This window comes from Roseovarius spongiae (assembly GCF_003651245.1).
GTDB lineage: Bacteria > Pseudomonadota > Alphaproteobacteria > Rhodobacterales > Rhodobacteraceae > Roseovarius > Roseovarius spongiae.
On record NZ_RAPE01000007.1, the window covers coordinates 74,230 to 91,874 of the forward strand.

21 protein-coding genes are annotated in these 17,645 nt (G+C 63.0%); 7 read left to right on the plus strand and 14 right to left on the minus strand.

From position 1 onward, the window contains the following. The first annotated feature begins 1 nt into the window (after position 1). From D6850_RS17790 to D6850_RS17810, 6 genes are read left to right on the plus strand one after another with little or no spacing between them, the layout of a single operon-like run. Positions 2-694 carry a TrbG/VirB9 family P-type conjugative transfer protein gene (locus D6850_RS17790; protein WP_121168959.1) on the plus strand — a complete coding sequence of 231 codons (693 nt, stop codon included), beginning with the start codon at positions 2-4 and terminating at the stop codon, positions 692-694. Then, positions 694-2,088, plus strand: coding sequence for a TraB/TrbI/VirB10 family type IV secretion system protein (locus D6850_RS17795; RefSeq protein ID WP_121168960.1), 1,395 nt, complete (start codon positions 694-696; stop codon positions 2,086-2,088). Before D6850_RS17790 ends, D6850_RS17795 begins: the two co-directional genes overlap by 1 nt. Before the next feature lie 4 nt (positions 2,089-2,092). Further along, positions 2,093-3,082 (plus strand): ATPase, T2SS/T4P/T4SS family, encoded by a 990-nt coding sequence (locus tag D6850_RS17800; RefSeq protein ID WP_121168961.1) that lies wholly within the window; start codon positions 2,093-2,095, stop codon positions 3,080-3,082. Continuing rightward, positions 3,079-3,291, plus strand: a complete 213-nt coding sequence (locus tag D6850_RS17805) for a hypothetical protein (protein ID WP_121168962.1) — start codon at positions 3,079-3,081, stop codon at positions 3,289-3,291. Before D6850_RS17800 ends, D6850_RS17805 begins: the two co-directional genes overlap by 4 nt. Further along, complete coding sequence (locus D6850_RS19340; protein WP_166434123.1) at positions 3,288-3,689, plus strand: hypothetical protein; 402 nt, start codon at positions 3,288-3,290, stop codon at positions 3,687-3,689. The genes D6850_RS17805 and D6850_RS19340 overlap by 4 nt, the downstream gene beginning before the upstream one ends. A 14-nt stretch (positions 3,690-3,703) precedes the next feature. After that, entirely contained in the window at positions 3,704-4,792 is a 1,089-nt protein-coding gene (locus D6850_RS17810; protein ID WP_121168963.1) for a TrbL/VirB6 family protein, read from the plus strand. Positions 4,793-4,897: 105 nt separating this feature from the next. On the opposite strand, the gene D6850_RS17815 is transcribed toward D6850_RS17810, so the two are convergent. The 5 genes from D6850_RS17815 to D6850_RS17835 form a co-directional block, all read right to left on the minus strand. Continuing rightward, complete coding sequence (locus tag D6850_RS17815) at positions 4,898-6,901, minus strand: type IV secretory system conjugative DNA transfer family protein (protein ID WP_121169009.1); 2,004 nt, start codon at positions 6,899-6,901, stop codon at positions 4,898-4,900. A gap of 8 nt (positions 6,902-6,909) precedes the next feature. Next, positions 6,910-8,772 (minus strand): relaxase/mobilization nuclease domain-containing protein, encoded by a 1,863-nt coding sequence (locus tag D6850_RS17820; protein WP_121168964.1) that lies wholly within the window; start codon positions 8,770-8,772, stop codon positions 6,910-6,912. Beyond that, a complete protein-coding gene (locus D6850_RS17825; protein ID WP_121168965.1) occupies positions 8,759-9,337 on the minus strand; it encodes a transposase in 579 nt (192 codons plus the stop codon). Before D6850_RS17825 ends, D6850_RS17820 begins: the two co-directional genes overlap by 14 nt. 582 nt (positions 9,338-9,919) lie before the next feature. Continuing rightward, positions 9,920-10,126 (minus strand): hypothetical protein, encoded by a 207-nt coding sequence (locus D6850_RS17830; protein WP_121168966.1) that lies wholly within the window; start codon positions 10,124-10,126, stop codon positions 9,920-9,922. A 1,057-nt stretch (positions 10,127-11,183) separates the two neighbouring features. Next, a complete protein-coding gene (locus D6850_RS17835; protein ID WP_121168967.1) occupies positions 11,184-12,113 on the minus strand; it encodes a DUF2493 domain-containing protein in 930 nt (309 codons plus the stop codon). 625 nt (positions 12,114-12,738) lie between these two features. On the opposite strand from D6850_RS17835, the gene D6850_RS17840 reads away from it, so the two are divergent. Continuing rightward, complete coding sequence (locus D6850_RS17840; RefSeq protein ID WP_245964253.1) at positions 12,739-13,128, plus strand: thermonuclease family protein; 390 nt, start codon at positions 12,739-12,741, stop codon at positions 13,126-13,128. Between the two features lie 34 nt (positions 13,129-13,162). On the opposite strand, the gene D6850_RS17845 is transcribed toward D6850_RS17840, so the two are convergent. The 9 genes from D6850_RS17845 to D6850_RS17885 form a co-directional block, all read right to left on the minus strand. Beyond that, positions 13,163-13,684, minus strand: a complete 522-nt coding sequence (locus D6850_RS17845; RefSeq protein ID WP_121168969.1) for a JAB domain-containing protein — start codon at positions 13,682-13,684, stop codon at positions 13,163-13,165. Continuing rightward, positions 13,681-14,433 carry a phosphoadenosine phosphosulfate reductase domain-containing protein gene (locus tag D6850_RS17850; protein WP_121168970.1) on the minus strand — a complete coding sequence of 251 codons (753 nt, stop codon included), beginning with the start codon at positions 14,431-14,433 and terminating at the stop codon, positions 13,681-13,683. The genes D6850_RS17845 and D6850_RS17850 overlap by 4 nt, the downstream gene beginning before the upstream one ends. After that, the gene (locus D6850_RS17855; protein WP_121168971.1) at positions 14,417-14,800 is read right to left on the minus strand and encodes a hypothetical protein; all 384 of its coding nucleotides are present in this window, start codon (positions 14,798-14,800) and stop codon (positions 14,417-14,419) included. Before D6850_RS17855 ends, D6850_RS17850 begins: the two co-directional genes overlap by 17 nt. A gap of 23 nt (positions 14,801-14,823) precedes the next feature. Continuing rightward, positions 14,824-15,054, minus strand: a complete 231-nt coding sequence (locus D6850_RS17860; RefSeq protein ID WP_121168972.1) for a hypothetical protein — start codon at positions 15,052-15,054, stop codon at positions 14,824-14,826. 219 nt (positions 15,055-15,273) lie between these two features. After that, on the minus strand, positions 15,274-16,002 hold the full coding sequence (locus D6850_RS17865) for a DUF736 family protein (protein WP_121168973.1): 729 nt from the start codon (positions 16,000-16,002) through the stop codon (positions 15,274-15,276). Positions 16,003-16,119: 117 nt separating this feature from the next. Then, a complete protein-coding gene (locus D6850_RS17870; protein WP_121168974.1) occupies positions 16,120-16,398 on the minus strand; it encodes a hypothetical protein in 279 nt (92 codons plus the stop codon). Positions 16,399-16,480: 82 nt separating this feature from the next. Further along, positions 16,481-16,759: a DUF5983 family protein gene (locus tag D6850_RS17875; RefSeq protein WP_147438928.1), complete on the minus strand. Its 279-nt coding sequence runs from the start codon at positions 16,757-16,759 to the stop codon at positions 16,481-16,483. 2 nt (positions 16,760-16,761) lie between these two features. Continuing rightward, the gene (locus tag D6850_RS17880) at positions 16,762-17,199 is read right to left on the minus strand and encodes a DUF6915 family protein (RefSeq protein ID WP_121168976.1); all 438 of its coding nucleotides are present in this window, start codon (positions 17,197-17,199) and stop codon (positions 16,762-16,764) included. A gap of 1 nt (position 17,200) precedes the next feature. Continuing rightward, complete coding sequence (locus D6850_RS17885) at positions 17,201-17,587, minus strand: DUF6878 family protein (protein ID WP_121168977.1); 387 nt, start codon at positions 17,585-17,587, stop codon at positions 17,201-17,203. Positions 17,588-17,645: the final 58 nt, after the last annotated feature.

A 17,645-nucleotide genomic window follows, 5' to 3' on the forward strand; every position in this document is an offset into this window, starting at 1 on the left:
TATGCAGCGGCTTGGACCTGGCATTCTGATCCTGATCTTCACGGCCTCGAACGTCCTCGCGGAAGCAACGCCAAGGCGCGGCCCCAACGATGCTCGGGTCCGGATCGCAACCTATCAGGAAGGCCAGGTCTTCCGCCTTAACGTCTCGCTCACCCATGTGACGACCATCGAGTTCGGGACAGGCGAAACCATCCGCTCGATCCTGGCCGGAGACACCGAAGGCTTCGAGCTCGACGGCGTCCCCGGCGGCCAGGCCTTCGCGATCAAGCCGCTGGCCCGCGGCGTCCATACCAACGTCACCGTCTATACCAACCGGCGCAGCTACTATTTCAACGTCCAGGAGGTCTCGACGCCGACCTTCTACGTGGTGCAATTCCATTATCCCGATGAAGAGCGTCGCCCCCGGAACGCCGTCGCGGCCCAGGCCCCGAACTACAACTACGGGGCCAGCGACCGCACGGAAATCACCCCCGCGCGCGTCTGGGATGACGGGACCTTCACCTATTTCCAGTTCGCCCGCAACGCGCCGGTCCCCGCGATCTTCCGCTATTCGAACGGGCGCGAGCGCACCGTCAATACGCAAGCCACCGAACCCGGCGTGATCCGGCTCTCGGGCGTGAATGCCCAGTGGGTGCTGCGCCTCGGCGATACCGTTGTCTGCATTCAAGCCAATTCGCTGACGGGAGGCACGTGATGAGCGACAAGCCGAACCAACCTGACATGTCCGAACGCCTCGCCCGGCTTGAGGCGAGCGCCTCGGGCAGCCCGGGGACCACAACCCGCCGCTCGCCTCTGACGGCCCTTCTTGTCGTCGCGCTCGTCGGTCTCGGCGGCACCGTCCTGTACCTGTTGAACCAGCCAGAAGAAGAAGTGGCCCTCCCCACGGCGACACCGGATGAATTCCAACCCGAAGGCGACGGGTTCGGCACTATCGAGCCCTTCGTACCCCCTGCCCCGCCGGAACCGGAAGTCGTGGAGGTCCCCGCCCCGGCACCGGAACCCAACGCCGAACTGCTCGCCCAGATCGCGGCGCTCCAAGCGCAGATCGAAGCCATTCAGAACGCCCCGGACCCGATGGTTGAAGAAGACACGGCGGCGGCGGAGGCCATTAACGCGTTGACCGCCAAGCTCACCGAGTTGCAAGCGGCCTCCGAAGCCGCGCAACAGCAATTTACCGAAGAACTGCAAGCCCGCGACCGCGAACTGCAACAGCTGCGCATGGACCTCGATCTGGCGCGTCTTGAGGCCCAACAGCCCACCCCTGCTCCGACGGGTCCGACCGACGAAGAGCTTCGGCGCATGGAGGAGGAACGGCGGCGGCAAGAGGAAGAAGCGCGCCGTCTCGCCGAGTTGCAACGCCGTGCCGAGGAAGAGCGCGCCTTCCAGGAACGTCGCATCCTCTCTTCCGTCATTGCCTTCGGGGGGGCCACAGGCGACTCGGAAGGAACGGAACTCGCGGAGCGCACCTTGAGTGATGCGGCCGACTTCGTCCTGAATGGGGCCTTCCCAAGCCCCGTCACCCAATCCGAGGTCATCGCGAACCCTGCGAACACTGTCATCCAGGGTACGGTCATCCAAGCCGCTCTGGAAACGGCGATCACGAGCGAACTGGCCGGCCAGGTCCGCGCGATTACCTCGGAGAATGTCTACAGCTATGATGGCACGCGGCTTCTGATCCCCGCCGGGTCCCGGCTGATCGGGCGATACCGCTCAGGTGCGGATATCGCGCAGCGACGGCTCACGATCACCTGGGACCGGATCATCCTGCCGAACGATCAGACGGTCCAGATCAGCGCGTTTGGGGCCGATGAGCTTGGCCGTTCCGGCACCACGGGTTTCGTCGACACCCGCTTTACCGAACGCTTCGGCTCGGCCGCGCTCATCTCGCTGATTTCGGCCGCGCCGACCGTCGCGGCGAATGAGACGCAGGATGAACTCGCAGAGGATGTCCTGGAAGACATTGGAGATGATCTCGCCGACGCCACCGACAGCGTGATCGGAGAATATCTTTCCATCGGCCCAGTCATCTATGTCGATCAGGGCGCGCGGATTACCGTCATGGTGGACCGGGATCTGGAGATCTTCTGAACTCATGACGCTCAGCTATCTCCAGGCCTCCATCGACAAACTGGAAGACGCCAAACGCGAGGAGGTCATCGAGATCTGCATCAACCCGGACGGGTCCTGCTGGGGGGAGTTTCAGGGGGACCATTTCATGCATCGTCTCAATCAGACGCTTACCGAGGATCAGATCAAGGATCTCGGAAACCAGATCGCTTCGGATGCAGCGACCCCTCTCTCAAAGGACCGGCCCATCGTGTCGGTCTCGATCACCTATCGTGAACGGCCGATCCGGGCTCAGGTCATCACACCGCCTGCGGTCAACCGCGGCATGTCGATCAGTCTGCGCTTCTTCTCCAGCCTTCCGATTGAATCCATCGAATTGGGCTTCCTCTATGGGAAAGAGCGCAAGCTGGAAGAGCTTCGACAGGAGAAGAACCGCCAGCTTCGTGAGGTGGTGGCCAGCGGCGACATCGACGCCGCGATCCGGCATTGCGTCGAGCACAAGCTCAACATGATCGTCTCCGGCGGCACCTCCACCGGGAAGACCGTCGCCGCTCGGAAGATCCTTTCCTACGTCAGCGACGGGGAACGGATTCTGACCATCGAAGAGGCATCCGAGCTTCTCCCGAAACAGCCGAATGCCGTCACCCTGATCTCAAACAGGGATGCCTTGAACCAGACAGCCGACGTCCTGTTGACCGCGAGCCTGCGCATGCGGCCCGACCGCATCATTCTGGGCGAGGTTCGCGGGAAAGAGGCCATGACCTTCCTTGAGGCCATCAATACCGGCCACGGTGGCTCGATGACCACGCTGCACGCCGAAACGCCCCAGTTGGCGGTTCAGCGCCTAGCCATCGCTGCGCTCAAGACCGAAGTCCCGATCCCCTACCGCGATATGATAGACTACATCGAAAGCTCCATTGACGTGATCATACAAGCCGGCCGCGAAGACGGGAAACGCGGAATTACGGAGTTCTATTTGCCCGGCACCGAATTGGAAATGGAGGCAAGCCAATGAAACGGTATTCGCCCAAGATCCTGACCTTCTCTCCCAACAAGAAAAATGACTATCGAGACATGGAAGATGTAATTGCTTCCTACACATTGGAAGGCTGGGAAATCGTCTCAATGACACATCTACAGGGAATGCAACCCGTCTACACCGTTCTCTTGCAGTATGAAATTACTGAAGAGGAGTATCAGAAATCGACGGAGAAAAGCGCGTGAAGATACCCATGTCAGTCTTCATCTTCGCTATTGCGATGGCCCCAACTCTGGCGTCGCCACAAAGTCCATCGATAACGCTGGACAACGGCTTTGACATTTGTCCGGATCGGCCATCACAACCTGAATGGATAGACAGACTGCCGTCTCGCGATGCATTCCAGGGCGCGGTGATCCAAATGATCTATCGGGCGCAAAGCTACAAGAATGTGATTGAGGCCGGCGAATGTTCGTGTGCGATCCGTTTCCCAAGTTGGAAGCGTTCGGTTCAACAGTTCAACGATAATTATCTAGGCGCTGATCGGAACGGCCTCCGGGACGCGAGGAATGAGTATCGAGCGCAAGCCAATGAGACGCGGGAGGCCGCTAAAGCATTGTGTGAAGACGCGGGCAACTGGTGATATAGGAGCGGAGAATGAGCGTTGTTTCTTGGATCGTGGACGACGCCCAGGGGTTTTTAGACGAGGCAGCGGAGACACAGTTTGGAGCGGTGGCCGCTACAGTTGGAACAATTACGACGCTCGGTGCGACGTTGGTCCTAGTCCTCGTGGCAATAAACATGGTCTATCAGTATCGAGCTATGGATGGGCGGACTGCGTTTTGGCTAGGTGTCAAATTCGTTCTGATTGGCATTTTCGCACAAAACTGGACCCAGTTTAACGCTTTGTCCGCTTCCATTCTGAACGGGATCGATAGCATTGCCGGTTCACTCATCGCCGCAGTTGGGGGAGGGACACCGGGGCCTTCAGGCACCTACGCGGAGGAATTCGACAGTATGATCGCCGATTTTGGTGATTACCTTAACGCCGCCGGTGAAGAACTGAACTGGATGGCCGGGGCGATTCTTTCCAATCTTGGCGTGTTCCTTCTTTCGCTACTCGGCGCGCTTGCCGCTTTCTTGATGGTCGCTTCGCGCTTGATGATCGCACTCCTACTCGGGCTCGCCCCGATCATGATCTTCCTGACACTCTTCGATGTCACCAAAGACTATTTTGCACGGTGGCTTTCGGCGGTAGTCTCGTTTGCAATGTATCCGATTATAATTGCTGGGATTTTTTCAACCATAACCGGCATATCCGGCTCTTTGATCACTGAGCTCGGAGATCCGGAAGGCGCGCCGAACATTGGTGCACTTCTGCCTTTCTTCATGATGGTTCTTATGGCGAAAGGTTTCATCATCGCAACACCGTTCATCGTGCGGGCGATTTCCGGTAATATAATGATGCCGGCACTTTCCGGAGGACTTGGCGGTACGTATACGTTCGGACGGGCTGTCTTCGGCTCACAACAAGCGCAAAATCGTTACCTGATGGGCTCAGCAACCGGTGCGGAGTACGCGGCTTTACGCGCAAGGGCCTTGTTGGGTATCGCTCCGATGCCGGTTCGCGGCAGCTACGCGCAACCACGACCGGTGAAGGCAACCCAAGGCGCTACGGCAAAAGACGCTGGCACGGCGCCGGATTATCAGGCGCAGATTGACCGAAATCGACGCATTGGTCGGTAAGCCATGAAACATCCCGACGCTTGATGCCGGTACTCAAAATGCTTGGGTGTGTCTATAAAGCTGCATAGTTCTGTGATGTCCGGCTGGGTCAGCGCGCCCTTGTGATCAACGCGCTACCAGACGTCCACCGGACGCCGATTCTTCGGCGATCTGCCCCTCGAGACGATCTAAATCACTGAGCGCATCCTGAACCATGGCCATGTCATCTTCGCTAGCAGCCTCGACATCAAGCTCCGCCCGTGCCCCGAAATCCATCTCGAACTGGCCCTGATCATCCACGATGGCTGCGGCGCGTACCCGCCGCGCATCCGAAGCAGTGCCGGGGTTGACACGCGAGTTTCCGCTGTGCTCGCCAAACCCCATCCTGGCCTCGAAATCGCGTTCCGTCAGACCTGACCCGCGCGGGGCCGTCGGCATTGCCCGGACGCTCAACGGCAGTTCGCCCATTGGTGCAACAGGGCCGTCCGGAAACGGCAGATCGCCTTCCTGCGCCGCGTGGATGCCCTTGAAGAACGGGTCCTCGAAATACACCACCCGCTTCGCCCGGACCGGCATCTGCGCATCGACCACGACGACGATCTCGTCGAGCGGCAGGCGCCGCGCCTCGTCTTCGGGCAGGAGCGAGACCTCTTCGGTCCGTTCCGACTGGCTACGCCCCTCGAAGGGGTTCTTGCCGATGGCGCGGGAGCGCGTCACGACGGTCTTCGTGGTCTTGCCGACAGCCTTGCTCAGCTCTTCGACCGTCTTTTCGTCCGAAGGCGTCAGGTAGAGCTTGATGCCGGCATTACCTTGCAGAGCGCGCCGCGTGTTCTCGCCGTAGATCTCGTCGATGGCCGGAATGGTTTGGGTGACGATCGCGAGATGCCCGCGATATTGGCGCAGGATCTCGATGCTCTCGGCCACGATGGGCATCTTGCCGAGGCGGTTGAATTCGTCGAGCAGGATCATCACGGGCCAGGGCTCGTCCGGGCCCGGCTCCTTTTCCTGCATCGCCGAGAGCAGGTCCGAGAAGAAGAGCCGGATCAGGGGCGCCAGGGGTTTTACCATGAGCGGCTGGACCACGAGATAGACGCTGAACGGCTTCTTGCGGATCGTCCGGAAGTCGAAATCCGACACCGACGTGGCCTCGTCGATCGCCGGGTTCTGCCATTGATCGAGCCCAGACGTCATCAGCAGCGACACATAGGAGGTCAAGGTGTCGTTGTTGGTCGACGCGAGCCGGGTGAATATCAGCCGTGCGGCCGGGTTCCAGACTTCGTGAGCGCGCGCGAGATATTCTCTCTGCTTATGCCCGCCCGATGCGGCGATGCGGTAAATCTCCCCAAGCGTTGGTCGCTGCCGTTGGAAGGCCAGGAGCCCCGCGGCGACGAAGAGATCGATGCCGCCCTTCAGGAGGCCTTGCACCCGGTCGTTGTCGTTCTGAAGGAAGAGCGTCGCGAGGAGCAGCAGCTCCATCTGCTGGCGTGCCGAGTCTTTCAACTCGTAGATGCGCAGAAGCGGATTGTAGCGATGGGTGCGTTTGGTCTCCCAATCGGTTGGCGCGAAGCGGTAGACCGTATCGCCAGCCGCGGCGCGGTGGCGGGCCGAGGCCTCGTAGCATTCACCCTTCACGTCGAGGACGACAGCCGAACCCTGCCAGGTAAGCAGGTTCGGAATGACGAAGCCGGTTGTCTTTCCGCGCCCAGTGGGCGCCACGATGAGAGCGTGCGGAAAGGTCTTCGAGCAGAGGAATGGCGCGCGCGACGTCGGCTTGCCGAGCTTGCCGAGCACGAAGCCCGTGCCCGGGGCGCCGAAGAACCCGTTCCGCTTCATCTCCCGGCGGGTCTGCCAGTGGGTGTAGCCGAAGCTGGTGAGCGCCGAGCCGGACATCGCGAGGCTCATCAGGAGACCCAGGACCCCTGCCCCGCACATGATCAGGTTGATCAGTCGGAAGTCGTCCGGCCTGGCATGTCGAAACGCGAGGTAGTTCTCGGCAATGTAGAAGAAGTCGATATCCGCCTGGAACCCCAGATCGCGAAAGGTCAGAACGGCAGAGGCGATCACATAGCCGATGGCGACGGCGACGAGGGTCACCAGCACCACACCGACAGCGAGCCGACCTCTCCCCATGCCGCCCATCAGTGAGTCTCCCCGCGCTCTTTGTCGCCGTCGGTGAGATCGGCCCTCTGGAGCTCGTATTCGCGGTCGGCGATCTCCGCGACGACAGCGCGGGCCGCCTCGCTGTTGGCTGTCGCCTCGTCGGACTGAAGGTAAACTTTCGCCGCATAGAGCCGGTCGAGACGATCCGAGATCTGCTCCCGGAGGACGTCCGTGTCGCCGTCCCGCAGCCGCTCGATCTGCTCCGCATCGAGTTCCCGCTCGACGGCCTCCCGATAGGCCAGCCGCTGTTCTGCATCTGCGAAGGGCGCGGTCATCTCGCCGGCCCGCTCATGGTACAGAACCCGTCGCAGCTCCGGGTCGAGACTGGGTCCCGGGGCGATTTCCGCCGCCCCGCGCGCCTCCGTCCGGGACACCGCGTGGTCGGCCAACCGCGCGTCAGGCTCCGCCTCAATCACACCGTCCTGGCGGAGCACCTCGTTACGTTCGAGCGTGATGCCAAGCTGGACATGAGCCCGGTTCAGCGCCTCGCGCGCGGTCTCAAGATCGGCGCGGCGCTCGAGGTTGAGCCCGTCGGTCTCCGCCACCCGCGCCAGATCGTCTGCGATCCACTGCCGCTCGAGGGCGGCATTCTGCGCGCCGGTCTCCATTCGCGCGATCACAACTGACGACCGGATCCCGGTGCCTCTGAGCGCCGTGTCGATCTGCGCCCGGACATCCGGTTCCTGCAGCCGCATGAGCTGGTCCCGGTCGATATTCGCATCGGAATAAACCCCACCGTCCGACGGCCGCTCGGTCAGCGTCACGGATCGCAGCCCGAGGGGCTGCATGTGGGCGAGCCGCGCCTGGATCTCGTTGAGGCTGCGCTCGAGGCGCGGACGTTCGGCCTCGGGTTTCTCGGCGATCATGCCCTGGACGCGCGCGACCTGATCAGCATAGCGGGTCCTCAACTCATCGAACGATTGTTCCTCGGCCATGTAGACGTCTCCTTGAAGGGTGAGTTTGCCGCCCTGCGCCAGAAGTTCACCGGCCCGGAACAGGGCGTCCGAGATGTCTACCCGGGCCTCACGAGAAGCCTCCGAGGCGAGAGCATGGAACACGGTTCGCGTGTTGGCGATCTCCGCGAGCGCGCGCTCCAGATCGGCGCCGACGCGGGGCCTCGGCTCCGGTACCCGGCCCTCGTCCTTCGCTGCATAGACCTCACGGGTCCGCGGTGGATAATGCACCACCCCCCGGTCAAGCCGCCGGGTGGCTTCCAGCCGCACCCCGAACCTCTCTGCCTCCTCCACCATGGCGAGGCGGAAGTCGTCGTAGTTGAACCGGTGATCCCGACCAAGGAAGAAGAACTCGCCTTCCTGGGACCGGCGGTTCAGAACGATGTGGGCATGCGGGTGCGCGCGGTCCTCGTGAACCGCGATGATGTAGTCGAAGTGGCTCGCATCGGTCTGGAAGAACCGCTCGGCAACATTCGCAGTGATGTCGCGGACGTCCTCACCCCGCGTGCCGATCGGAAAGGACATGAGCATGTGTGTCGTCTGCCCGAGCTTCGGCTTGAACCCGGCACTCCAGCGCTTCGCAAAGCGCTCGGTGAGGTCCTTGATCTCCTTGCTGTCGAGCTTCGCCTTGCCGTCCAGGAATCCGGAACTGTCCACGATATGGGTGGACTTCGTGGTGAGGTAGCCGAGCTGGTTCGAGAGCTCGGATTTGGAATGGGTGCCCCCGCCCCGGATGGCCTTGAAGACCGCCGCGCGGTGACCTGCCGCCGCGCGGATCAGCTGCCTCTGTTTTGCGACGTGAAGCCCCTGCATGGAGCCCCGGATCCGGCTCCAGCCGTCCCGGAAGACCTCGCCGGTCACGTCATGGACGGCATCATTCAGCCGCATGGGCGAACTCCCTCAAGGCGGCGGTGGCCGCGAGTTGCATCGCGTCCCGGCGGCGGCGGACCAGCAGGTCGATCTCATCGGCAGAGTCCAGTACGAACCGCGCCAGTCCCCGCATCTGCGCCAACCTGAGATCGGAGAACTCGGCCGCCGCTTGCCCCGTCCGGTTGGCCTCAGCCATGCGCTTCGTGAGCTGCGCAACCCCGTTCCCGACCTCGTTCAACAACGCCCTGTAGCGCGCCATCTCGGCTGCCAGCGCCACGTCCGGAACGAAGGTCCCGCCGGCGGCCTGGATGAGCCGTCTCAGCCCCTCTGTCCGGGTCTCGATCCCCGCCGCGGAGAACACCGCATCCAGCGCCTCGAGCTCCTCCGGCGTCAGCTTCACGGTCACGGCTGCCGTCGCCACGGCGGTGTCCTTCTGCCGCTCCGCATCGGCTTTGAGTGTGTACTGGATGGCCCTCTGGGAGACACCAAACCGCTCGGCCAGGTCCGACGTCGAGACGCTCTCTGCGGCCTCGCGCACGATCTCCATCTTCTCGGTAGCGGTCAGTCGTTTCATCTGGGACACGCGAAGAAAGCCCCCCTATTTCCTGCCACCTTCAGCAGCGACCCCTTCACATTCACAAAGCTAATGGTCTTTGTCAATGCCGTATTATTGATCCTCAACAGGATTTCTGTTTCTGAGCTGGTTCTCGCCGAGTGCCCAAGGGGTGAAGCCGTCATCGGAAAGACGAGCTTCAAACCGTCTCATGTCCGCGACGCTGCCTTCCGCGCCTCAGGACCACCGCCCGGCCTTCCTCCTGCCCGCGCCAGAGGTTCTGACCGAACACGCATGTGTTCGGACGGAAGCGAGGGGGCGGCGCAAACCCTCTCCGATGGGGCGGTCCGGCGGGGTCAAGGAGGGCCAGATTTGGTCCCCAAATCTCTGCCGGAAAAACCCGGCAGGCGTAGCCGAAGGGTTATTCCGGATGGCCCCCTTGAGGCCGCCGGACCGCCCTGTCACGGACCAACTCGTCCGTCGACCGGGACCGCAAGCGGTCCCGGTCCACCATGACTTGAGCCGGGCCACCGGCCCGGCTCTCCTTCCCTCGCGCAGCGGTCCTGGCAACGGGCCAGGGCCGCCCGTGGGCGGCCCATCCTCGTGAGAAAATTACTCTTGCGGTTCCTTCGAGCTCGGCGGAAACATCACGACCTCCTGGACCGCGACCGGGAAGTCGAGCTTGAGGCTGAAGAACTCCGAGCCGTCCCCGTTGCGGGTGTTGCGGAACATCGCGCCGACGCGCTGGAAGCGGGTGCGTTCCTGGCCGTCACTGTCGGTGAACTTGACGGGGACGGTGGCGACGTAGTGGTTGGTCATTTGGGTCTCTCCTTTTTTGCGATGGGGATCTCACAGCACGGGGGCAAGAGGATCGGTCGCAAGCGCAAATGCGGAGGGTCCGCGGCCCCCGGCGTGGAAGCCGTATTTGTGCTTGCCGGAGCGCAAGCGGAGGGCACGGACGGGCCGACCCCGTGCGATCCACACTAGGGTGGCCACTGAGACCATGCAAACGCCATCGGTCCTGTCGAAGTTTGTGAGATATGGCGAGGTCCGGGCCGCGCTCATCCAAAGAGCCGGTGAGATGGTGCGCCCGCGCCCCATCGGCACAGCGGGGCTCTTCAGCCCCGAGCGCATCCCCGATGTTGCGATCCGGTGCGGATGATGCAGGTCTGGCTTGAGCAGCAGAGGGCCCCCCAGGATGGTCCCCCATCTCCGGGCAGCGCGGTCGATGCGCTGCGCCCGCCCCAGCGATCTGCACCCGAACGGGCGGATCGCGGGATGACTGGCGCGCATGAGGGCAACTCCGCCGGCTGGCTCCGGAGGAGACGGCCGCCGGGGTATGCCGCTCAGCGTGCCCAGGGAGCCCCGTGTTCCGAGTGGAGGCCGGCACGGCCGGAACTTGCGAGCGCGGTGACGGCGGTGCAACCGCCGGCAGGGGCCCATCATGACGCAGACCGAACACGGTTGATCGTGGGGATCTGGCGAACTTGTCTCGGTCGGTTGAAACGCAGAGCAGCCCCGCCCGGCCGCCGGCCGGGCGGGGCTGCTCATGTGTGTGTGTGTTTTGACGGCAGGTTCGCCCGGGCAAACGCCGCGACCGGACGCGGAAGACGGATGAAGCAGCGGGATCGTTTTGCCTCTCAGCAAAACAGACCAAAGCGCAATCCGGCGGAGCGGCCAGGGAACGACATGCTCGCAAGACGGGCAAACCGGGATGCCGGGTGCTGCGCCGCGGTGAGGCCGCATGGGAGAAAGCGCGATCGACCAGGGGCCGGTATCTTACCTGCGAGTAAGCTACCAAGCGGGCACGACCGTCAGGCGCGCATATGGCCGATGGGAAACAACGAAAGGGCCGCCCGAAGGCGACCCTCTCAGTTCATGTCTCTGCGGTCTTCTTCGCCGGGTCGTCCACCCGCATAACCGTCAGGCCTTTTGCTTCCGCCTTCTGCCCGAGGTTCAGCGCGACCCCGTTGCCACCGAAGAGGACAACCCCCGTCGCCGCGAACTTGTCGTCCAGCATCTCGTCGTTGCACTTGAACGGTGCCGCCCGCCCGTGCGCGGACCAGCGCGGATCGAAGCGCGCCTGCGCGACACCCCTTGCCCGGGCCCACCGGGCCGCGATCATCTCCGCCCCGCGCTTGCCACCCTTGTGGCAGAGGAAGATCTCCTGATTGCGGTTCTGTTTGATCCGCTCGCGAACCTTGTCCAGCGTGTTGAAGATCACATCGACATCGGTCCAGTCGGTGGCGCCCGAGACGATCAGAGGCACGCCCTCAACTTTCGACTTCTCGGCGGTCTCGCGGTCATGCTGCTCCAGCAGTTGCCGTGCTTCAAAGACAGCACCTGTCTCCTGGGCCCGGACGCTCGCGCGCGACCCGGATGCCGGGATGAAGGCGTGACCCGTCTCGATCTCGTAGCATTCCGCCGCTGCCTCGCTCATCACCTCGATGGCGCCGACGATCTCGCGCAAGTGCAGAAAACGGGCCTGCGCCTCTTCCAAGGCGGTCTCCGCGATCTCCGATCCGTCATGGGATTTCGCCAGCGCGCCGATTTTGTCGGCGGTGCGGTCGACTTCCTTGCCGAGCGCCACCTTGCGGCGCTGCAGGATCGTGGCGAGGCCATGGGCCAGCGGTTCTATTTCTGCTTCAAGCCCGGTCCCGCGCAGCGGACCGAGCAGAGCCTCGAAGCTCTCGCGGATGATGCGACCGGTCAGGATGTGATCCTCCGGGATCGGAAGCTCAGCGCCCTTCTCCGTCAGCCCGAAAAGCTCGATGGTCTCGTAGGTGTTTGCAGTGTCGTAAGCCATGTCTGGTCTCCAGTGTTCGGTTCCAAGGCCACCACGTGAGTGTGGGGGCATGGCCGAATGCCTGGTTTCCGAATCTGCCCGGGTCAGGGACGGCGCAGCCGCCGGCTTGCCGGGCGCAAAAGTTTTCTGCGCGCAACACCTGCGGCATGCGCGCCATTTCGCTCGGGTCCGCCCCACGCCACGGGCCCCGCGCTCGCCGAAAAGTTTTGCGATCCTTGAGGCGGGCTGATTTGGGGGCCATCCGGAGGATATGCTTCCACGCTCATGTGTGTGTGTTTTGACGGTAGGTTTGCCCGACACGAGCAGGCAAACGGACCGATCGGACGCGGGAGACGGATGAAGCGGCGGGATCGTTTTGCCCCGCAAAACAGACCAGAGCGCAATCCGGCGGAGCGGCCGGGGAGGGGCGTGCTCGCGAGGCGGGCAAACCGGGATGCGGGGCGCAACGCCGCGGTGAGGCCGCATGGCCGAATGCGCGACGGACCGAAGGTCCGTTCTCGCCTGCGACTTGGCTGCCGAGTAGGGGAGGCCGAAGGCAAAGAACGCTCCGGGCCAATTGATGCCGTGGAGGTCTGAAGGTGATACGTTCCGGAGAGCCTGGACCCACCTGCAGAGGAGGCGGAGGTTGAAATATCTGATCCCGATTGCCCTGGTCCTGCCGACATCACCGGCGTCCGCCCAAGTGCAAATACGGGACGCCGACACCATCGTCGTTTCCGGAACACCTGTGCGCCTGAACGGGGTCGATGCGCCCGAACTCGGGACACGGGCAGGCCGGGATGCGCGGCGCTGGATGGTGAACTACCTCGATGGCCGTTCGATTGAATGCGATCTCAATGGCGAGCGAACCCATGACCGATGGGTGGGCATCTGCTACGCCGATGGCGAGGACATCGGCGCCGCGCTGATCGCGGCCGGTCACGCACTCGACTGTCGGCGATATTCCGGGGGGCGGTATGCCCATCTGGAGACACCGGCGGCGCGATCGCGGATCAGACGGGCGGGTTACTGTTAGCGCCTCCTTGGACAAGGGGCCGTTGTAGCGAGCATCAATGCCCATGGGCCTGGCCCGACAGCATGCCCGCCGCCCGCATGCTGAACGCGTACTTCTCCCGCCCGAATCCGACGATGATGTGATCGTGGATGATGATCTCCATTACCTTGCAGGCCTCCAAGATCTTCCGGGTGAGCTCGATATCGGTCTGGCTCGGATGCGGATCGCCGGACGGGTGATTGTGGCAGAGGATGAGGGCAGAGGCATCGAGAACGAGGGCGGAGCGGAGAACCTCGCCGACATAGACCGGAACGTGATCGATGCTGCCTCGCGTCATGACCCTGTCGCGGATCAGCTTGTTCTTCCGGTCGAGTAGTAGCACCCGAAACACCTCGACCCGTTCTTGAATGGCGTTGAAAGCCAGGTAGTCGGTCAGCATGCTCCAGGACTGCAGGGCGGCGGTGGACCGGGCGTGCCTGCGCAGGATCGCCCGGGCGGCGTCGATGGTCGCAATGTCGGCCTCGGAGAAGCCGGGCAAACGCCACTCGGTGATCTGGTCGGGGTTATGCACGGTCATGCTGCGTCCAATCGCTTAAGGGTTTCGCGGAGGTTCGTCCCATCGGGACGGAGTGTGTGGCCGATCTCCTGCTCGAGCGCGATGTAGGTGGAGAGAAGGTCCGGTCGCAGCCGCGCGGCACATTGCAGATCGGCGAGCGAGGACATGATGCAGAAGCTGCAGGACAGACGGGACATGCCAGCGCCATAGGCCCAGTGCGGCTCCTGCCCCGCCGCGGCGATGGTGTCGAACACCTCCCGCCTGGTGAGGCTATGGATCGGCAGCCAGTCGATCCAGGTTCGGCCCGCCACGCTGTTGCGAGCGTTCCGGCTGACGACAGAACGGCCTCGGCGTGCGGCACTCTCCTCGGCGCGCATCCCCATCGCGCTGACGATGCGCCCGGCGAAGCGGGGGTTGGCCGCGAGATAGCGACGCAACTCGCGCTCGATCGGACCCCGTTTCTGGTCGGATGTGCATTGGCGATATCGTGGGGACGGGAACATGCCGCGTGCCCGGACCATCTCGAAGAACGACCTTCGGGGTCGTGCGATCACCAGCGGCAGGCCGAACGTGGTCTTCCGGATATGGCCGATCGTGCCGGGCCAATCGATGTGACCGAGGGTGGCGTGGACGATGAGGAGCTGATCACGCGGGATGCCGGCCTCGACCAGCCTGATCGTCATGGCCTGGCTGTCCTTGCCACCGGAATGGTTGATCGCGACGAGGGCGCCGCGCTCGATCATATCGGTGATGTCAGTCGGAATGCGCATCGGAGCCTCCGAACATGGCCGCCCAGTTGTCTCCGGCGGCCTTTTCGTCCCGGCGTTTCAGGATGGCGAGACGGTTCATCAGATCCATGATGACGGGCGTGGTCGGGTGGTTGGCGCGATGGCCTCTCTGCGGCCGGGCGAGGCTGGGATGTCCGTATTTGAGGAGGTGAAGCGCCGCTTCAAGCAATGGCGCATGCGTCTCACGGTCGATGAGTTCGCGGGGCAGAGCCGCCGCATGGGCGGCGTAGGCCCTGTTGCGCGCCGCACTCAACTGGCGCCTGCCGATCCGGTGGGCCGCATCGACCCATTCGCTGATGTCGGACCAGGTAAGCCGCGTGCCGGGAGTGGTGTATCTATGATGTGTCATGGGAAGCTCTCGATCATTTCCACTCAGATCATCCCGGCGATGACGAGGCCGGATTTCATGGAAGCGCGACCGCAGGCCTCGCAAAAGCCGGCGCGCTGATCGGGCTCGAGATCGGCGGTGTGGTCGCAATCGGGTGCCATGCAGATCGCGGGCACGACGCTGCCCATCGCATGGTCTTCCAGGAAATCCGCGACCTCGGCGTAGCCTTCGGATTCAACGAGCGTGACCAGCTTGGGGTGGGCGAGATTGAACATGGGTGTCGTCCTTCTGTCGGGGTGAAAGGAAAAGAGGGGAGCCGCGCTGAAGCGGCTCCCCTCACGGGTCCTGCCTCTCGGGGACAGGAGGCGCGGGCCGGTCGGAGACGTGCCGACAGCGCTCGCTCAGGCCTGTTTCATGGGAGGAGGATCAGGACTGCACGGCCGAAAGGCGCCCCGGTTCCCCGGGACGCCCTCTCGCTGCGGTAACGCTTTGTGTCAGCCCACCAGGGCGAGGCCGGTGTTGTCCGACCGTTCCTGGCCGGCGCTCTCGACGAAGGGAATGATCGAGAAGGTCTTGCCGCCGCGCTGCTCCTCGTTCTGCACGGCGTTCACCCGCAGATCGCCATCGGGCGTGTTGATGAGAAGCGACAGGTAGTCGTTGCCGGTCCGGCTGCTTTTCGCCATCCACGCCGAGCCCACGCGGATCGGGTGGCCCTTGGGCGAACTGACCTCGATCCGGTAATCGGGGTGGGTCTCCTCGGTTTTGAACGTGTTTTCGATCAGCATGAAGTCGAGGTCGAACATCATGTTGGCGATGTAGCCGGCAAAGGCGTTGTCGGCATCCATCGCGGTCAACTCGCCCGAGATCGAGCCTGACTTCATGGCGGTGTTCGAGACGAGCGGGATGATCTCGAATTCGCCCGTCATCGCTTCGCGCGCTTCCTTGGTCTGCACGGCGTTGACCCGGAAGGGCCCGAGGCCGACATCGATCTGCATCGAGATGTAGGGATTGCCGGTGGTGTTGCCGGTCTCGTTCCAGGCCGTGCCGATGCGCACCTTGCGGCCGGACTTGTTCACCGCCGTCACGTCATAGTCCGGGCTCCGCTCGGACATCTTCGTCCGGATTTCGAGCTGAATGGCGATGTCGAACCGGGTGGAGTGGATCATACCGGAATAGGCAGTGGCTGCGGTCTCGGCGTTTTTGGTCAGGGTTCCTGCGAACATGGGTCTTCTCCTTGGGTTTGCCCGTGCCCGGCTTCCTGCCAGAGCACGCGGGATTGCTTTTCGACCCCTCATGGGATCGCAAAACCCCAAAGCCCCCTTTCCTTTCTCTCCTGCCTGTCAGCCCGGCCCGGCGCCGGAACGGGTATCCGACGTTGCCTCTCTCGCCTCCCTCCCCTGCTCCGCCGCAGCACCATGGCTCGGCTCCGAAATGAAGAAGTCAGCCTCGGCCCCGTTCAGGTAGCGGCCGCTCCGGTCGGTCAGACCGATGGTGCTACCGTTGCGCACAAAGGTGATGAGGTATTGGCCAAGGCCATCCCGGTGAACCCGGTAACCTTCGTTCGCCCAATGAACGGTGTGTCCGGCATCCACGGCGGCCTTGATCTCCGCGATATTCATATGGATCTCCAGTTCAGATGGTTCGCCTGAGAGTCATAGAGGCCCGATCTTCTGATCGGGCTTCTGCGCAACCTCACGTTTCCTACCAGTCAAAGACCTCGAGATAGGCGACGGGCGGGACGTCCCGATCGAACAGGACGTAGTCGCACCCGGCATCCATCGCCAACGCCATGAACGTCTTGAAGGCGTCGCAGCCAACCCCTTCCGGCAAATCGGCGAGCGTTTCGGGGACCGAGAACAGCCAGCCATAGTCGTTCTGCATGGTGGGCGATTTGGCGAAGAGCCCGTTTTCGATGGCCTGGGCGGTTTGCTCGGGCAGATGTGCGGTGCTACAATCGTAGAACCTGCGGACGTTGCGCATCATCAACCCCTTTCATCCATCCAGTCCCTGAGGCCGAGGATCGTCTTGCCGGCTGCCACCTCGGTCATCCACGCGCGTTTTGGGTCTCCGATGTCGCCGGGCGGATCGTTGTCGATCCGCCCATTCGCCATCCATGGCTCGGGCCGGATCCGCATTAGCCAGTCGGCGAGCGACGGAATGCGGCCCTGACAATCCTCCCGGACATGCTGCTCGCCGATCCAGCGGATCGGAATGACGCGGCCCGCGCTGTTTGTCAGCGATCGGCCGAACTGGCGCTCGAGTTCGAATATCCCGAGGGCATGATGACGGTGGGCGCGGTGAACAAAGAGCGCGAGGTGCTCTTTGGATGAGTCGAACCAATCATGCAGGCATTGATAGTCGGACGGCTTTCCGCCGAATTTCCGCGCGGAGCTTTCGGCATGGTGGAGGGGATGAGCCATGTCAGAGCCCATCGTCATGGCTGTGCGAGCACTCGACATAGCGATCAGCGTGGTCGAGCGTGATGCTGTCGCCGGTGATATCCCAGGTCAGTGTGCCATAGCCGCCCTCGTTGTTCTCGAACCCCGGATGCTGGTGATAGGCGACGGACCAGGCGAAGTCGCCAAACGTACTGGAGAGTTCGTCGGGGAGCTCGATGCCTGCGGGCTGGACCGTCACGTCTTCGATATTGCCGGAATCGCCATAGCCTTCGTATTCGGCAATCACTTCTGTGACGCCGAGGGCCCGCAATTGCGGGAGCAGTTTGTTCCGGGCGGCCTTATTGGCGGCCTCGCGCTCGGCCTGCCATTTCGCCATCGTCTCGGCGAAGTTGATCTGGGGATCGGTCATGGATCTCGTCCTTTTGTCTGGGATTGGGGGACAGCGCCGAGGGGTCGGCAGACCCGCC

What these genes read in the sequence shown, in the direction of transcription:
- D6850_RS17790 (WP_121168959.1), top strand. Translation starts at nt 2, where the DNA reads ATGCAGCGGCTTGGACCTGGCATTCTGATCCTGATCTTCACGGCCTCG.
- D6850_RS17795 (WP_121168960.1), top strand. Translation starts at nt 694, where the DNA reads ATGAGCGACAAGCCGAACCAACCTGACATGTCCGAACGCCTCGCCCGG.
- D6850_RS17800 (WP_121168961.1), top strand. Translation starts at nt 2,093, where the DNA reads ATGACGCTCAGCTATCTCCAGGCCTCCATCGACAAACTGGAAGACGCC.
- D6850_RS17805 (WP_121168962.1), top strand. Translation starts at nt 3,079, where the DNA reads ATGAAACGGTATTCGCCCAAGATCCTGACCTTCTCTCCCAACAAGAAA.
- D6850_RS17810 (WP_121168963.1), top strand. Translation starts at nt 3,704, where the DNA reads ATGAGCGTTGTTTCTTGGATCGTGGACGACGCCCAGGGGTTTTTAGAC.
- D6850_RS17815 (WP_121169009.1), bottom strand. Translation starts at nt 6,901, where the DNA reads ATGGGGAGAGGTCGGCTCGCTGTCGGTGTGGTGCTGGTGACCCTCGTC.
- D6850_RS17820 (WP_121168964.1), bottom strand. Translation starts at nt 8,772, where the DNA reads ATGCGGCTGAATGATGCCGTCCATGACGTGACCGGCGAGGTCTTCCGG.
- D6850_RS17830 (WP_121168966.1), bottom strand. Translation starts at nt 10,126, where the DNA reads ATGACCAACCACTACGTCGCCACCGTCCCCGTCAAGTTCACCGACAGT.
- D6850_RS17835 (WP_121168967.1), bottom strand. Translation starts at nt 12,113, where the DNA reads ATGGCTTACGACACTGCAAACACCTACGAGACCATCGAGCTTTTCGGG.
- D6850_RS17845 (WP_121168969.1), bottom strand. Translation starts at nt 13,684, where the DNA reads ATGACCGTGCATAACCCCGACCAGATCACCGAGTGGCGTTTGCCCGGC.
- D6850_RS17850 (WP_121168970.1), bottom strand. Translation starts at nt 14,433, where the DNA reads ATGCGCATTCCGACTGACATCACCGATATGATCGAGCGCGGCGCCCTC.
- D6850_RS17855 (WP_121168971.1), bottom strand. Translation starts at nt 14,800, where the DNA reads ATGACACATCATAGATACACCACTCCCGGCACGCGGCTTACCTGGTCC.
- D6850_RS17860 (WP_121168972.1), bottom strand. Translation starts at nt 15,054, where the DNA reads ATGTTCAATCTCGCCCACCCCAAGCTGGTCACGCTCGTTGAATCCGAA.
- D6850_RS17865 (WP_121168973.1), bottom strand. Translation starts at nt 16,002, where the DNA reads ATGTTCGCAGGAACCCTGACCAAAAACGCCGAGACCGCAGCCACTGCC.
- D6850_RS17870 (WP_121168974.1), bottom strand. Translation starts at nt 16,398, where the DNA reads ATGAATATCGCGGAGATCAAGGCCGCCGTGGATGCCGGACACACCGTT.
- D6850_RS17875 (WP_147438928.1), bottom strand. Translation starts at nt 16,759, where the DNA reads ATGCGCAACGTCCGCAGGTTCTACGATTGTAGCACCGCACATCTGCCC.
- D6850_RS17880 (WP_121168976.1), bottom strand. Translation starts at nt 17,199, where the DNA reads ATGGCTCATCCCCTCCACCATGCCGAAAGCTCCGCGCGGAAATTCGGC.
- D6850_RS17885 (WP_121168977.1), bottom strand. Translation starts at nt 17,587, where the DNA reads ATGACCGATCCCCAGATCAACTTCGCCGAGACGATGGCGAAATGGCAG.